The organism is Rhodovulum sp. MB263 (assembly GCF_002073975.1).
GTDB lineage: Bacteria > Pseudomonadota > Alphaproteobacteria > Rhodobacterales > Rhodobacteraceae > Rhodovulum.
This window is the reverse complement of record NZ_CP020384.1, coordinates 2784294-2799120: the sequence shown is the minus strand read 5'-3', so window position 1 is coordinate 2799120 and position 14827 is coordinate 2784294. Positions and strand designations below refer to the sequence as shown.

General features: G+C 63.9%; 10 protein-coding genes, 2 tRNA genes, 2 pseudogenes and 1 riboswitch. Of the genes and pseudogenes, 10 read left to right on the top strand and 4 right to left on the bottom strand.

Annotated elements, in window-relative coordinates; translation table 11 throughout:
• The first annotated feature begins 68 nt into the window (after window positions 1–68).
• Window positions 69–159: riboswitch (glycine riboswitch) on the top strand.
• 148 nt (window positions 160–307) lie between these two features.
• The 3 genes from gcvT to gcvP are packed head-to-tail and all read left to right on the top strand — an operon-like array spanning window position 308 to window position 4673.
• Window positions 308–1438: a glycine cleavage system aminomethyltransferase GcvT gene (gcvT, locus tag B5V46_RS13050; RefSeq protein WP_080617001.1), complete on the top strand. Its 1131-nt coding sequence runs from the start codon at window positions 308–310 to the stop codon at window positions 1436–1438.
• A 12-nt stretch (window positions 1439–1450) separates the two neighbouring features.
• Complete coding sequence (gcvH, locus tag B5V46_RS13045) at window positions 1451–1810, top strand: glycine cleavage system protein GcvH (RefSeq protein WP_080617000.1); 360 nt, start codon at window positions 1451–1453, stop codon at window positions 1808–1810.
• A gap of 13 nt (window positions 1811–1823) precedes the next feature.
• A complete protein-coding gene (gene gcvP, locus B5V46_RS13040) occupies window positions 1824–4673 on the top strand; it encodes an aminomethyl-transferring glycine dehydrogenase (RefSeq protein WP_080616999.1) in 2850 nt (949 codons plus the stop codon).
• Window positions 4674–4879: 206 nt separating this feature from the next.
• Here gcvP and B5V46_RS13035 read toward each other — a convergent pair whose 3' ends face one another.
• Together B5V46_RS13035 and B5V46_RS13030 are read right to left on the bottom strand one after the other, a co-directional pair.
• Window positions 4880–5632 carry an SDR family oxidoreductase gene (locus B5V46_RS13035; protein ID WP_080616998.1) on the bottom strand — a complete coding sequence of 251 codons (753 nt, stop codon included), beginning with the start codon at window positions 5630–5632 and terminating at the stop codon, window positions 4880–4882.
• 319 nt (window positions 5633–5951) lie between these two features.
• The gene (locus tag B5V46_RS13030) at window positions 5952–7184 is read right to left on the bottom strand and encodes a DUF2254 domain-containing protein (protein ID WP_080616997.1); all 1233 of its coding nucleotides are present in this window, start codon (window positions 7182–7184) and stop codon (window positions 5952–5954) included.
• A 545-nt stretch (window positions 7185–7729) separates the two neighbouring features.
• Here B5V46_RS13030 and B5V46_RS13025 point away from each other — a divergent pair.
• A tRNA-Ala gene (locus B5V46_RS13025) sits at window positions 7730–7805 on the top strand.
• Between the two features lie 480 nt (window positions 7806–8285).
• On the opposite strand, the pseudogene B5V46_RS13020 reads toward B5V46_RS13025, so the two are convergent.
• A pseudogene (locus B5V46_RS13020) lies at window positions 8286–8606 on the bottom strand (IS110 family transposase); the annotation flags it as partial.
• 222 nt (window positions 8607–8828) lie between these two features.
• On the opposite strand from B5V46_RS13020, the gene B5V46_RS13015 reads away from it, so the two are divergent.
• The 6 genes from B5V46_RS13015 (at window position 8829) to B5V46_RS12985 (ending at window position 13956) form a co-directional block, all read left to right on the top strand.
• Window positions 8829–8918, top strand: a tRNA-Ser gene (locus B5V46_RS13015).
• Window positions 8919–9344: 426 nt separating this feature from the next.
• Window positions 9345–9533, top strand: a complete 189-nt coding sequence (locus B5V46_RS13010) for a type II toxin-antitoxin system HicA family toxin (RefSeq protein ID WP_080616996.1) — start codon at window positions 9345–9347, stop codon at window positions 9531–9533.
• Between the two features lie 32 nt (window positions 9534–9565).
• Window positions 9566–9985 carry a type II toxin-antitoxin system HicB family antitoxin gene (locus B5V46_RS13005; RefSeq protein ID WP_080616995.1) on the top strand — a complete coding sequence of 140 codons (420 nt, stop codon included), beginning with the start codon at window positions 9566–9568 and terminating at the stop codon, window positions 9983–9985.
• Window positions 9986–10615: 630 nt separating this feature from the next.
• A complete protein-coding gene (locus tag B5V46_RS12995) occupies window positions 10616–11647 on the top strand; it encodes a DUF4123 domain-containing protein (protein WP_080616993.1) in 1032 nt (343 codons plus the stop codon).
• Window positions 11648–13144 (top strand): hypothetical protein, encoded by a 1497-nt coding sequence (locus B5V46_RS12990; RefSeq protein WP_080616992.1) that lies wholly within the window; start codon window positions 11648–11650, stop codon window positions 13142–13144.
• Window positions 13144–13956 carry a hypothetical protein gene (locus B5V46_RS12985; protein ID WP_080616991.1) on the top strand — a complete coding sequence of 271 codons (813 nt, stop codon included), beginning with the start codon at window positions 13144–13146 and terminating at the stop codon, window positions 13954–13956. Before B5V46_RS12990 ends, B5V46_RS12985 begins: the two co-directional genes overlap by 1 nt.
• Window positions 13957–14138: 182 nt before the next feature.
• On the opposite strand, the pseudogene B5V46_RS12980 reads toward B5V46_RS12985, so the two are convergent.
• A pseudogene (locus B5V46_RS12980) lies at window positions 14139–14531 on the bottom strand (integrase core domain-containing protein); the annotation flags it as partial.
• Window positions 14532–14827 lie beyond the last annotated feature (296 nt).

Below are 14827 nucleotides of genomic sequence, written 5' to 3'. Positions count from 1 at the left end.
GGGGCAGGGGCCCGCGCGGGGCTGTGCAAGCCCTTGCCCGTTCTTCGCCCATGATCTAGATCAAGCGCCAACCGTCCACGGGAGAATCCGGCCGCAAGGCCGGTGCCGAAGGAGCAACCGCCCCGGTAAACTCTCAGGCCGCAGGACCGCGGACGGGCACAGACTCTGGAGAGAGGCGCGCAAGGCGTCCGCCGAAGGGATAGCGATCTCAGGCAAAGGGACAGAGGGGGCATCGGAAGGGACGTCCATCGGGGGCGTCCGCGATGCCGAGATGCATGCACGCATCCGGCCAGGGGAACGGGTTGCCATGTCGGGCTTGCAGCGCACTGCGCTTTACGATCTGCATCTGGAACTGGGCGCGAAGATGGTGCCTTTCGCGGGCTACGAGATGCCCGTGCAATACGGCCTCGGCGTGATGAAGGAACACCTGCATTGCCGGGCGCGTGCGGGGCTGTTCGATGTCAGCCATATGGGCCAGGTCAGCCTGCGCCCGAAATCGGGCGTCGTCGAGCATGCGGCCATCGCGCTGGAACATCTGGTGCCGGTGGATCTGGTCGGGCTGAAGCTCGGCCGTCAGCGCTATGCGATGTTCACCAACGAGGCCGGCGGCATTCTCGACGACCTGATGGTGGCGCGGCGCTGCGACGATCTGTTCGTCGTGCTCAACGCCGCCTGCAAGACAGGGGACATCGCCCATCTGCACGCCTCCATCGGCTGCGATTGCGACATCGTCGAACTGACCGACCGCGCGCTTCTGGCGCTGCAGGGGCCTGAGGCCGAGGCGGTGCTGGAAACCCTGGCGCCCGGCGTTTCCGACATGCGCTTCATGGATGTGGCGATCATCGACACGGCCGATGGCCCGCTCTGGGTGTCGCGCTCGGGCTATACCGGCGAGGACGGGTTCGAGATCTCGGTGCCGGTCGAGCGCGCCGAGGCGCTGGCCCGGCAGCTTCTGGCCCATGAGGCGGTCGAGCCGATCGGGCTTGGCGCCCGCGACAGCCTGCGGCTCGAGGCCGGGCTCTGCCTCTACGGCCATGACATCGACACCGAAACCACGCCGGTCGAGGCCGATCTGGCCTGGGCGATCCAGAAGGCCCGCCGTACCGGCGGCGCGCGCGAGGGCGGTTTTCCGGGGGCTGAGCGCATCCTTGGCGAGCTCGCCACCGGCGCGGCGCGCCAGCGGGTGGGGCTCTGCCCCGAAGGCCGCGCGCCGATGCGCGAGGGCACGCCGCTTTTCGCGACCGAGACCGGTGGCGATCCTGTCGGCACGGTGACCTCGGGCGGGTTCGGCCCGTCGGTCGGGGCGCCGGTCTCCATGGGCTACGTGCCCGTCGATCTTGCCCTGGAAGGGGCCAAACTCTGGGGCGAGGTGCGCGGCAAACGCCTGCCGGCCGAAATCGTGCGCCTGCCGTTCCGCCCGTCGACCTACAAGCGCTGAGGGACAATAGCGATGAAATTCACCGAACAGCACGAATGGCTCCGCGTCGAGGACGATCTCGTCGTCGTGGGCATCACCGATCATGCCGCCGAACAGCTTGGCGACGTGGTCTTCGTCGATCTGCCCGAAGAGGGCAAGACGGTCTCGAAGGATGACGAGGTCGTGGTGATCGAAAGCGTCAAGGCCGCTTCCGACATCCTTGCGCCCCTGGATGGCGAGATCGTCGAGGTCAACCAGGCGCTGACCGACGCGCCCGCCAAGGTCAACGAGGACCCGACCGGCGATGGCTGGTTCTTCAAGATGAAGATCGCGGATCTCTCGGAGCTCGACGCGTTCATGGACGAAGCCGCCTACCGCGCCTTCATCGACTGATTTCGGGACAGCCATGACCTATACCCCCAGCACCTACCTGCCTTACGATTTCGCGAACCGCCGCCATATCGGCCCCTCTCCGGAGGAGATGACCGAGATGCTGGAGGTGCTGGGGCTTGACAGCCTCGAGGCCCTGATCGCCGAAACCGTGCCCGACAGCATCCTGCAGGCCGAGCCGCTCGATTTCGGCAAGCCCAAATCCGAACGCGAGATGCTGTGGTCGATGCGCCAGATCGCCCAGAAGAACAGCGCCTTCACCACGTTGATCGGGCAGGGCTATTACGGCACCGTCACCCCGCCCGCGATCCAGCGCAACATCCTGGAAAACCCGGCCTGGTACACCGCCTACACGCCCTATCAGCCGGAAATCAGCCAGGGTCGGCTCGAGGCGCTGCTGAACTACCAGACGATGGTGTCGGACCTCACCGGCCTTGAAATCGCCAATGCCTCGCTTCTGGACGAGGCCACCGCCTGCGCCGAGGCCATGACCATGGCCCAGCGGGTGGCGAAATCGAAGGCGGGCGCGATCTTCGTCGACCGCGACTGCCATCCGCAGAACATCGCGGTGATCCGGACCCGGGCCGAGCCGCTGGGCATCGAGGTGATCGTCGGCGATCCCTTCGCCGATCTCGAGCCCGAAAAGGTCTTTGCCGGCATCTTCCAGTATCCCGGCACCTATGGCCATATCCATGACTTCACCGGCCCGATCGCCGATCTGCACGCGGCCCAGGCGCTGGGCATCGTCGTGGCCGATCCGATGGCGCTTGTCGTGCTGAAGGAGCCGGGCGCGATGGGGGCCGACATTGCCGTGGGCTCGACCCAGCGCTTCGGCGTGCCGATGGGCTTTGGCGGCCCCCATGCCGCCTACATGGCCTGCCGCGGCGCCTACAAGCGCGCCATGCCTGGCCGGATCGTCGGCGTCTCGGTCGATGCGCGCGGCAACAAGGCCTACCGCCTGGCGCTCCAGACCCGCGAGCAGCATATCCGCCGCGAGAAGGCGACCTCGAATGTCTGCACCGCCCAGGCTCTGCTTGCGGTGATGGCAGGCTTCTATGCCGTCTTCCACGGGCCCAAGGGGCTCAAGGCCATCGCCCAGCGCATCCACCGCAAGGCCGTGCGCACCGCACGCGGGCTGCAGGAGGCGGGGTTCACCGTCGAACCGGCCGAATTCTTCGACACCTTCTCCGTCGAGGTCGGCCCGATGCAGGGTGTGATCTACAACGCGGCGCTGGCCGAGAAGATCAACCTGCGCCGGATCGGCAAGACCAAGCTCGGCATCGCGCTGGACGAGACCACCCGGCCCGCGTCCATCGAGGCGCTCTGGCGCGCCTTCGGGATCGAACGCAAGGACAAGGGCGGCGACGGCGAATACCGCTTCCCCGAGGGCATGATCCGCGAGAGCGATTTCCTGACCCATCCGGTCTTTCAGATGAACCGGGCCGAGACCGAGATGATGCGCTACATGCGCCGTCTGGCCGACCGCGATCTGGCGCTCGACCGGGCGATGATCCCTCTGGGGTCCTGCACCATGAAGCTGAATGCCGCGGTCGAGATGATGCCGATCACCTGGCCGGAATTTGCCAATGTCCACCCGCTGGTGCCGGCCGATCAGGTCCGGGGCTATACCGAGATGCTGGAGGATCTGTCCGACAAGCTGTGCCGGATCACCGGTTATGACGCGATGTCGTTCCAGCCCAATTCGGGGGCCTCGGGCGAATATGCCGGGCTCTTGACCATCGCCGCCTATCACCGCGCACAGGGCGAGGGGCACCGGAATATCTGCCTGATCCCGACCTCGGCCCATGGGACCAACCCGGCCTCGGCGCAGATGGCGGGGATGAAGGTCGTCGCGGTCAAATCGGCAGAGAACGGCGATATCGACCTCGAGGATTTCCGCGCCAAGGCCGAGGCCGCGGGCGGCGATCTGGCGGCCTGCATGATCACCTATCCCTCGACCCATGGCGTCTTCGAGGAGACCGTGCGCGAGGTCTGCGAGATCACCCATGCCCATGGCGGCCAGGTCTATCTGGACGGGGCCAACCTGAACGCGCTGGTCGGGCTCGTCCGGCCGGGCGAGATCGGCTCGGATGTCAGCCACCTCAACCTGCACAAGACCTTCTGCATCCCGCATGGCGGCGGCGGTCCGGGCATGGGCCCGATCGGGGTCAAGGCGCATCTGGCGCCCTTCCTGCCCTCGGATCCGGTGACGGGCGAGGCGGGCGCGGTCAGCGCGGCGATGAACGGCTCTGCCTCGATCCTGCCGATCAGCTATGCCTATGTGCTGCTGATGGGCGGCGCGGGGCTGACCCAGGCGACCAAGGCCGCAATCCTGAACGCCAATTACATCGCCAAGCGGCTCGAGGGCGCCTATGACGTGCTGTTCAAGGGCCGCAACGGCCGGGTCGCGCATGAATGCATCATCGATACCCGCGATTTCGTGGAAACGGCGGGGGTCACGGTCGATGACATCGCCAAGCGGCTGGTCGATTGCGGCTTCCATGCGCCGACAATGAGCTGGCCGGTGGCGGGCACGCTGATGATCGAGCCGACCGAGTCCGAGACCAAGGCCGAGCTCGACCGCTTCATCACCGCGATGCTGGCGATCCGCGACGAGATCCGCGAGATCGCCGAGGGCCGGATCGAGAAGGGCAACAACCCGCTGAAGAAGGCGCCGCATACGGTCGAGGATCTGGTCGCCGACTGGGACCGCCCCTATTCCCGCGAGCAGGGCTGTTTCCCGCCCGGCGCGTTCCGGGTCGACAAGTACTGGCCGCCGGTCGGGCGCGTCGACAATGCCTATGGCGACCGCAACCTGATCTGCACCTGCCCGCCGGTCGAAGAGGTGGCCGACGCCGCCGAATAGGCCCGCTCGGGTCATGGAAACGGCCCCGGCTTCTGTCCGGGGCCGTTTTCATGAGCAGCACCTGATGGTTCGGCCCGTTTGGTCAGAAGCCTGGCCTTCCGGCGGGCGCTCTGTGCCGAACCGGCCTTCCGGCGCGACGCGGGCGTCAGACATGCGGACCGAAGTGGACCCTGGCGCTCACTTGGCCAACGTCCGCTTCTTGCGCCTCAGAGTTTGTTGATCGAGTTTCCGCCATCCGCGATCATTGCGCTCCCGGTCACGAAAGACGCATGATCGGACAGAAGGAAGAGAGCCGCCCGCGCGATCTCAGACGGTTCAGCCATGCGCTTAAGCGCATGGAAGCCTCGCACGACCTCGTGAAAACCAGTATCTTCTCCTGCCATCGGTGTCATAGTTCCCCCCGGCAAAAGCGCGTTGACACGAATGTTCTCAGCCCCGTGTTCCGCTGCGAGAACCTGGGTCAAACCAATCAGTCCCGCTTTTGCCGCGGCGTAGGCTCCCATGCCGGGCAGACCGATCGTGTGCCCTACGAAGGAGGACGTGAAGACAATCGAGCCACCGCCGCGTTTGCGCATGGCCGGTATCTGGTATTTGGCAGCGTGGAATCCGCTGTTGAGATTCACCGCCATCACCTTGTGCCAGTTGCTTTCATCCATGTCGGGGATCGGACCCATTTCTCCGGTCACGCCAGCATTGTTGAACGAACCATCAAGACCACCGAATCTCGTTTCTGCGCGTCGAACCAGCTCTTTCGCGTATCCACTCTCCTCGACGTCCCCTGCCACATAGTCGGCTTCGCCACCATCGGCCAAAATCTCGTTGGTAATTTCGTCGAGCCGTTCGGCACGACGCGCCCCGAGGACCAGTCTGGCGCCCTCCGCCGCGAAAATCTTCGCCGCTGCTGCCCCGATGCCACTGCTTGCGCCAGTAATGATGATAGTCTTTCCGTCCAGAAGCATTCCCGTCTCCGTTTGCTGAAGTGTCGGAAAATTCCTAGTCAAATGGCGCCGTTCGACCGACCCGTTTCTTGCGCAAACACACCCTGTCGAGGGGCCTAAGCAATCATGCGTTTAGGTCGCAGCATCGGCGACACTGGGCTCGGCGTTGTCGTTCTCCGCTTTCCGGCTGAACGGCTGCGCCGAGCGTGCCCGTGAGGGGCAGACATTTCTGAGGGCAAAGCCAGTTCCGGCCCCGCGCCGAGATTTCACCGCCCTGTTTCCAGACGACATTTTTCCTCCGGGAGGCCGGTCTTCGAACCCCGCGCCAGCTCGCTTGCGCCTAGATCTCGGCCAGACGACGGAGCGCGGCCTTGTCCTCCTCGATGACCAGCGCGGCCTCGGCATGGGCCAGCGCCCGCCGGGTCATCGCCTCGGCGGCCCGGGCGAGGCCCGGATCGTCGCCCTGGCGCAGCGTGTTCAGCGCATGGATCAGCCGGCGGGCCACCTCGCGCATCGGCGCGCCGTCGCGGGCGATGGCGGCGAAGGCATCCTCGACCAGGTCTTCGTCCCGCAGCGCCGGGGCATGGAGCTTCGGGTAGCGGATCTCGTCGCCCGGGGGGGGGCATTCGGCCAGCAGCCGTTCCAGCCGCCCGAGGACGTCTATGGCGGTGCCGGGGTCGTTCAGCCCCGGCGAAAGCGCCCGCGAGGCGATTTCCGACAGCACGATCAGCGCGAAACGGACATCCTGCTCGAAGCTGCGGATCGGTTTGATCTCGAAGGCGGCCGACACCCGCGCAGTGTCGAGCGCGCCCGGCGGATGGATATGGGCCAGCGCCCGCCCGGCGACGAGAAAGCAGCCGGGCACGGCCGTGATCCAGATCTGGGCCCCGGCCTTCTCGGCCTGCTCGGACAGCGCCGCCATGTCGACAAGCTGCACATAGCCGCCCTGCGGCGCGGGCACGGGCTCGGCGCCGTCGGGTGGGGGCGCGCCATCGGGCAGGGGGGTGGCCAGCAGGCTCGGGGCGGCACGGGCAACGGCAAGGGTTTCGCGGGCGCGAGTGGCGGCCTGGGCAATGGTCTCGTCCATGCTGCCCAGCCGCGACAGATGGTCGATCCAGCGCAGGATCGCCACCACGACCAGCACCACCACCAGCACGGTGAAGGCAAACAGCACGAAGGCGGAGGCGCCGGTATAGGCACCGGCCCGGAACAAGATTATCGAGACCAGCGCGAAGATGAAGGCGCCAATGAAGGTCGCCAGCACGGTCTGGGTCGTGGTGTCCTCCAGAAGCAGCCGGTGCGAGCGCGGCGTCACCTGCGACGAGGCCTGGTGATGCGTCGTGACCATGATCGACAGCGAGAAGGTCGTGACCGCCAGCATCGACGAGGCCAGCACGTCGAGCACCGGCATCACGGCGTCCTTGCCCAGCCGGTCGGCCAGCTCTTGCGGAATGACCGGCCCCAGCAGCGCCGCCGCCCCCGCCGCGACGATCCCGAGCACCGCGATCAGGCTGGTGCGCACCCAGAGCCGACGCGACAGGCGCAGAACCTGCCAGAGCCGAAGCGATCTCATCCTTGGGTCTCCCGCTGCCGCTGCATCCGTTCGATCCTAGCCCGTGGCGCGGAGGGGTAAAGCCGGTTGCGGCCCAGAGGCGCGGGAGGCCTCTCGCCCGGACGGGTGGATTCGTTCCGGTGCCTGCGCAATACGGAAAGCCGTGGCTGGCCCCCGGGGGCGATGCGCCGCAACCGACAAGCCCTCTCTTTCTGCCCGCGGGCTGGTTGGGGCTGGCCTCGGAATAGGGGCCGGGGCGTTGGGGCGTACGCATGGGCGCGGGGCGGGCCGAAAGGACGATCGGCCGCGTCCGGTCGGTATCGGGGAGGGCTGCTGGCAGGCCTGCCGGATGAGGCCGTTGCAGGTCCCAGGGATCTCGGATCGTACCTTCTGCGGCCCCCGGAGCGACAGGAGGGCGGACCGCGTCGGCGCCTGTCTGCGAGGGGGCGAGCTTTTGCTTGGTTGGTCCCGGCGCGGCCGCTGCTGAAGATTGCGAAATTTCTGCATCATCATATGGGGCAGACCGCTTGACATCCCCCGCGCCATACTGCAAATGACCGCTCACCGGGGCCGTAGCTCAGTTGGGAGAGCGCGTCGTTCGCAATGACGAGGTCAGGGGTTCGATCCCCCTCGGCTCCACCAGATATACTTGTGCAAATGTGAAATAACTGTGCGTTTTGAACGCATAAGCGTGCCGAACGCTTTTCAGCATGTTTGATGACATAAAGCGGCCGGTCTGGTGGGTTTTCCCGTGAACCTGTCGTCTTCGGGTGCCGAGCTGCGATCCATGGATTTTTGCCCGTCATCAGGTGTGATCCGCACGACACGGAGGTCCCGTCGCATCGAAGGATAGGGCAGGGCCGCCCTTGGGGTATTTTGTCCCGTATCACGCAGGACGACGACGATGGCCGGCAAACCAGAGAAGCCCTAAATCACCCTCATGAATCTGTGGCAGTTCCACGTGCTGCGAGCTCGGGGAGTGAAGATTGCCGACGTGGTTCGGCAGATCGGCGTGGGCGCCCCGCTCGAAGAAGGGGCGATAGGGTGCGCCGTGTTTGACCACGGCGTGTACGGTGCGCGCCATCTTTGCCGCGATTGCGGTGTAGGCTTCACGGCGAAGACGGCCTCGGGAAAGTAGAGCGGCAGGTAATGCGTCGGAATGCGGTGCCAGAGCTCGGTCTTCGAACGCGAGACGATCTCATGCGTCTTCGACAGCTCCTGAATGTCGGCGATCCCGACGACCAGGGGATCATGAAAGAACTGCACGGCGCCGTTCTCCAGCATGTGCAGGATGACCTGGGCGTCCTTCGGGTCGTTCTTGTCCCAGCTGTCGTGCAGGGCCTCGCGCGTTCGAGCCAGGCCGACAGAAGAGACGAGCTTCAACTCGAATCCGGCCTGGCCGGGATGATGTGCCAGAGGCCGGTGATCGGTGCCGGTGGCCTCAGACCCGAGCAGCAGTACTCAACGCGTCTACTCAACCTTCTTTCCATGCCATTCTGGAGAAGCAGGCCTCCGCCAGTGATAGGGCACCGGTCCCGATCCACCAGATGAGGGGAGTGAACGCCCAGGCAGGAGGGTGGGGACAGTGTGGAATGAGATATGAGCGACCAAGGAATCTCGATTTTGGCCTTGTTTCTCCTGTCCCGGATCTCTAAACGAGGCGGCGGAGACGTGGCCGAGTGGTCGAAGGCGCTCCCCTGCTAAGGGAGTAGGCGGGAAACCGTCTCGTGGGTTCGAATCCCATCGTCTCCGCCATAAAACTCAATAAAAGCAAAAAGATACAGCGGGGCCGGCGCCGTTGATCTAGGCTCTTGTTTCTCCCTAGATTCCCAGAACATCGCAGGAACTCACACGGTATTCTGGCAAAGAAATGGCAAGGTGGAATCAACCAAGTTAGAGGGAAGGAAAGGGCTCGCGATCAGGCTTGCCGCACCTGTCCGCCGAAGGACGGCACTGGCTACCGCCTCACGCGCTCGCACTTCGGCCCAGATCCAGGTGGGGTCTATGCGATCCGCGTGAACTGAGCCGACCCGCAGCCCCGGCAGCCCCGCAGAAGCAGAATATCACCATCTGCATCTGGTGCCCGGGCAGACGTCCAAGATCGGGTCGCAGGCGTAGATTTCCACACCGTGATTAAACACATCTGTTGACTTAAACAGATGTGTTGACTATGTTATATCCATGAACAGCAAAGAACTCGAAAAGCTCCTGCGCTCCAAAGGCTGCACCTTCGAAACCCACAAAGGGGGCAGCGGCCACAAGACTGTTCGATTGGGCGACAGGAAAAGCCAGATCCCGATGCACGGGGCCCGCAAGGAACTCGGTACGGGGTTGGTGAACAAGATACTCAAGGATCTCGGCCTCAAGTGAGGCCGGGATCTCCCGAAGGAGGCGATCCCCTGATGCTGGCCTATCCCGTAGACCTGACCCCTGACGACAACGGTACCTTTTTGGTGACCTGCCCGGATCTGCCGGAGGTGACCAGCTTCGGCGAAACCGAAGTCGAAGCCCTGAGCATGGCCAAAGGAGCGATCTCCGAAGCGCTGGCATCACGCCTATCGGGTTTCGAGGACATCCCGCGGCCGAGCGACGGCCCGCGCCTCGTGGCGGTTCCGCTGCAGCTCCAGATCAAGGTCCTGCTGTTCTGGGCCCTGTCAGATGCGGACAAGACCCGCGCCGATCTGGTCCGGGATCTCGGCTGGCATCGGCCCCAGGTAGATCGGCTGTTCGATCCGAACCATGCTACCCGGCTGGAGCAATACGATGCGGCGTTCGCTGCGTTGGGACAGGCTCCCGGGTTCGCGTTGGAAGCTGCGGCTTGAGGCGCAGAATGTGATAGCGCAACGACGCCGGGTCCGGTCCACTGCGCCGCTAGGGCATCATCTCCTGCCTCAGCGCGCACACCGCGCAGATGGCCGCCGTCTGGTTGGCATCTGCCGATAGCCGACGTTGAGCGCCTCAAGCCCGAGCAGCCAAAAAAATACGGAAGCGGTCATTCGTGGAAAGCCACGTGAGCACAGGTGAACCAATTTCCGATATCGGCTCTGTAGGTTCTGGAAGCTGTCCCTGATCGCTTTCCTGACAGTGTCCACTCCAGCACCTTCCATTGCTTTGCAGCATTCTGCAAATCGGCATGATACTGCCAATAGCCAAGCGTCCCTGAAGGTAAGGGGATGCCTGGGGTTGCCATGACGCGCGGGGACTTACTACCTTCGCGGCAATTCAAGAGGGTGTTTCATGAGAGGCTTTTTCAATCAGGAGCTCCGGATTGGCCGGATTTCCTCCGCCCTAGGCGAGGGCGCCTTGGCGCTCTGCCACTTCGAGAGCGCTGACCAACTGAACGTATTTTCCGCGTCACGCTCCGGCGACCGGATGCGCCACGCAGCCGCCGGGACGGCCTTGTATGCTGGCCTACGCAGTCGCAGCGGGCCTTCTGGCATGGACCTTTTAAAATGACGGCCGATTTCTGGATGGACCTTTCCGGAGGTAAACCGGGTGGACAGATGTCCTCGGACGGCCTGTCGGCCCTTCACATCGAGACTCTCACGAATTTCAGGCCGCTCGACAGCCAGTTCGGAAAATGGCCGACAAGGACGGTTCCCGAGGACCTGATGCCGCATCTGTTCCCGGCTGGGGATGACGGCGATAGCGTCCTTGCGTTGATAGATGCGGCCCGGATGCCGATGCTTCCCGAGGTTCTGGAAGCGTCGGGTCTGGACCATAGATGCCTTTTCAAGGGGGACGCACGCGACGAATGGGGAGACGCCGCGCCATGGCTCGTCCGTCTGGAACAGGAGTCCGACCTGACCCGGAAGCTGTTCACCGGGGGAAAGTCTGCCGGCCAATATTGGAACAATGCCGCAGCGATCTTCATCAGGAGCAGTCGGTCGCTGGACATGATCTGGTCCCATCTCCGGAAGTTCACAAAATTTCAGGACGCGGGAGGAAGGTGGATCTTTTTCCGCTTCTGGGCGCCGCCTTATCTGGCGCGCTATCTGAAGGGCCATGACGAAGCCGCGACACCGTTCCTGGAACACTTCCTTCTGGACATGACCTTCATACTGCCCGAACCGGTAAGGGGGATGGTGTCGATCGCCCACGTGTCGCATCCGGACCTGCGCCGGGACATTCGGACGGGAAACTCTCCGGGCAGATGGCCCGGTTTCCGGCGCGACATTGCACGCATCCGCCTTGACCTGTTCGTCGAGAAACTCGACCGGAAACTGACAAAGGTCATACCTTCCACGACCAGCGTGTCCGAAGACAGGAGGCTGACCAGTCTTCACCGCATGGCAAGATCGGCAATCTCTCTGGGATTGCGCGAGGAGCGCGCGGTCGAAAGATATTGCCTGAGTAGGCTCATGCTCGGCTTTCCGCCGGAACAGGACCGGCGATTCGACGGCATCCTTCAAGGCTCTGCTCATGATCTCGACAGGTCCAGGGATATGCTTGCCCTCGCGATCTCGATCGGGAAGGAGGCGTAAGTGACGACGGTAAACTGCGACGACCCGCTGGCGCGATGCGAGATGGGGAACCTGTTTCGGGTAAACTCGCCGTCCGGTGGCCTGCTGATGGAAGGCGTCGTCAATGGCGAAGCTACCGGCATTCTGCCAAGCGGCGAGCGCATGATCCTGCCCAATACGCTTACGGGCACGACAAACAGACTCGACGTCATCCTGAATGGCACCACGTATCCTGTCTGCTCGAGGCTTCAGGAGTTCACCTATTCACGCCCGCAGGATCTGGGGGTTCTGCTCAGCGAGATCGACGAGAACGCCAAAGCGGGAGGGCAAAGGCCTGAACAGGAAATTCTGGTGCTTCAGGCCCCGCCTTCGCTGTCTTTGGACGAGGGCGAAATAGATGTCGATACCGCGCCGGATGACGTCTTGCTGGCGATTGCAAGGGCAATTCTCGTCACCCTGGAGATTATTGACGAAATCTCGGGCGCGCAGGACCTTTACGAAAGCTCCGGACATGACATCGACCTGAGAATGACCGGAACGGACGGTGCGCCCGCAATTGCCGAAGTGGTCGCTGCCGTACGGAGCATGAACGGACGGAGGGCGATCAGGGCGCTTGTCGACGGAGGCAAGGGCGCGCTGCGCGTCGCGCGCGACAGTTCGGGGGCCCTCGTGATCGTCGCCCGGATGAAGCCGGGTATCGGCCGACAGCTGATGACGGGGGTCGTTGCGGCGATGACGCGCTCGCGGTTGGCACAGGTCGTCACCGCCACCCGCGGAAATCTGAGAACTGCGGCCGTACCCTCTGCAGAAGGTGCGGCAAGCAAACTTCCCGTCGTCGGCTGGTTCATCGTCGGCACGATCGATTTCGTCGAGTGGTACGGCAATCCGCAATCCCGAGGAGACTGGAGCCTGTTGCTGAGCACCCTGACCGTCGACGGTATCGCGTTGGGGATCTCGGCCATCGCAGCGGAAGCGGTCATTTCGGCGGTCGCAATCGCTTTCGGTGGCGCTGCCGCGCTGACCCTCGGGACGGCCGCGATTGTCGTCGCGGCCGGCATCGGTACCGGACTGGCCGTCGGAATGGTGCTGACCTGGATCGCCAACCGATGGGATCTGGGGACCAAATGCGACCAGCTCTACACCGCCATCGGGAACGGGCTGGAGGCGATCGCACAGGGTGCCGTCGAGGTGACGGGAGATTTCGCCGACTATCTGATGCTCAAGTATGACGCCGCCCGGCAATGGGCCGGCGACACGGCGGCTGAAGCAGGCCGACAGATGGAGCGCGCGGCGGACTGGACTGCGAAAAAGGCCGGAGAAGCCGCCGACTGGGCATCCGAAGCCGCGCAGGATACTGCCGACTGGGCCTCCGAGAGCGCGCATGATGTGGCCGACTGGGCGGTGGAAACTGCCGAAGGGGTAGAGGATTGGGCGAATGAAACGGCGGACGATATACGGGAAGGCTGGAATGTCCTGCAAAACAGGGCAGCGAAAGCGGTTCCCGAAGGATGGTTCTGATGTCGGTGCTGCGTAATCTCTGGTCGGTGCGCCTGGTACTGGGATCTGCACCGGAATGCTGGGACGGAAAACTGCGCAGCGCGGCTCTTCTGGGCGCGGTCCTGTTCGGGGTTTTCTACTTTGCCGCGCTGCTTCAACTCAACGACCCGCTCGCCCTGTTCCGGCCCGAGGCCGTTTCCTGGCGCGCCTGGGTCAGTTGGGCCGCGATCTGTCTGCCCGCTACGATTTTCCTTTCCAGCTGGCTGCTTGTCGTCTTGCGTCGCGCTGTCGGCTACATCGTCTTTTCCGTCTCGATGATCTATCTCGGCCCCATGGTAACCGCAGTCGCGATTTCGCTGGTGGCCTTCGAGACGATGCGGATGGCACTGGGAACGGCGGCCTTGATCTGCATCTCGCTGGCCTCCCTTTCGCTTGCGGTCTGGAATGCCAGACATGATCGCATGGTGGTCCTGGCGCAGGAACGAATAGGAACCGCGGAAGGTGTGCCGTATTTGCGGCCGGTCTCTTTGGCCGCCGAACCGGTCGACCTGCTGCCGCCGCCCAATCTTGCCGTCACCTTTCTGGAATACGGCATGGTCGTCCTGATTCTGGTCTTCGGCCCCGGCTTCTGGATCGCCGCGATCACCGACGACCTGTCCGAGCAAGGGCTGGCCTCGTCGCTGATCTGGTTCGTGATGGTCGCGCTCTTCCTTGCCTCGCGGCGATCAGTTGCGCGAACCCTGCTGTTGGCCAGGGCAATGGCGCTTAACACGCCTGCGGTCGGCTGTCCTGCTGCCGGTTCTCTGGACACGGGGATAAGATCGAGGCCGTGACGCAGGTGCGGGAATGCCGCGTCACTGTGGTTCAACCCAGCAGGGCTCTCGAGGTCGCAGAAAGTGTCTGCGACGATTGATCAGGGAAATCAACGCAGCTCTTGCTTCAGCCTTACCGGGCAATCGGCTGCAATGCGCGGAGCTGGTCTGGTCTGCCCCTATCGGGTGGTCCGGTTTCAGCCTTAGTGCATGACGGGTCTCGGTGCCAAGGTAGATGCATGCGGCGGGGCTGATCCCGGAGCTCGAAACGGTGCCCAGTGAACGGCCTCCGGCGCTGGTGGCCGATAGCCCAGGGACGAGTGAGGCCGCGCGGTGTTGTAATGGACCCGCCACGCCTCGATCACCACGCGTGCCTCGGCCAGCGAGTAGAAGATCTCGCCGTTCAGCAACTCGTCCCTGAGCTTCGAGTTGAAGCTCTCGCAGTAGCCGTTCTCCCAAGGACTACCCGGTTCGATGAACGCGGTGTTAGCGCCCACCGCGTCGATCCAGTGCCGCACGGCCTTGGCGATGAACTCGGGGCCGTTATCGGATCGGACGTGGCAGGGCACACCTCGCAGGATAAACAGGTCGGTCATGTGCGATGTCGATGTGGAAACTGCGGAGTATCATGAGCTACGTGTGCAGCTGCTTCGCGAATTCGTTCGTTTACGGGCTGGACAGAACCTGCTCGAACGCCTGCGACCGATCCAAGATCAGGTTGACCGCATGGGAGCGCGAGACCCTGATTTTGATCTCAAGAGCTTCTTGGATGACGGTTGGGAGTAGCAAGCGAAGGCGGTTCGTCGCGTCGTCCCTGGACGGCACGAAATCGCAGAAACCTGTCTTTGCGACGTCGAGCGCGCGCTGATCCGCCTGAACCGCAGCACATACT

Excerpts from the sequence above, each read along its gene's own strand:
- gcvT (WP_080617001.1), top strand. The coding sequence starts at position 308 with ATGTCGGGCTTGCAGCGCACTGCGCTTTACGATCTGCATCTGGAACTG.
- gcvH (WP_080617000.1), top strand. The coding sequence starts at position 1,451 with ATGAAATTCACCGAACAGCACGAATGGCTCCGCGTCGAGGACGATCTC.
- gcvP (WP_080616999.1), top strand. The coding sequence starts at position 1,824 with ATGACCTATACCCCCAGCACCTACCTGCCTTACGATTTCGCGAACCGC.
- B5V46_RS13035 (WP_080616998.1), bottom strand. The coding sequence starts at position 5,632 with ATGCTTCTGGACGGAAAGACTATCATCATTACTGGCGCAAGCAGTGGC.
- B5V46_RS13030 (WP_080616997.1), bottom strand. The coding sequence starts at position 7,184 with ATGAGATCGCTTCGGCTCTGGCAGGTTCTGCGCCTGTCGCGTCGGCTC.
- B5V46_RS13010 (WP_080616996.1), top strand. The coding sequence starts at position 9,345 with ATGAACAGCAAAGAACTCGAAAAGCTCCTGCGCTCCAAAGGCTGCACC.
- B5V46_RS13005 (WP_080616995.1), top strand. The coding sequence starts at position 9,566 with ATGCTGGCCTATCCCGTAGACCTGACCCCTGACGACAACGGTACCTTT.
- B5V46_RS12995 (WP_080616993.1), top strand. The coding sequence starts at position 10,616 with ATGACGGCCGATTTCTGGATGGACCTTTCCGGAGGTAAACCGGGTGGA.
- B5V46_RS12985 (WP_080616991.1), top strand. The coding sequence starts at position 13,144 with ATGTCGGTGCTGCGTAATCTCTGGTCGGTGCGCCTGGTACTGGGATCT.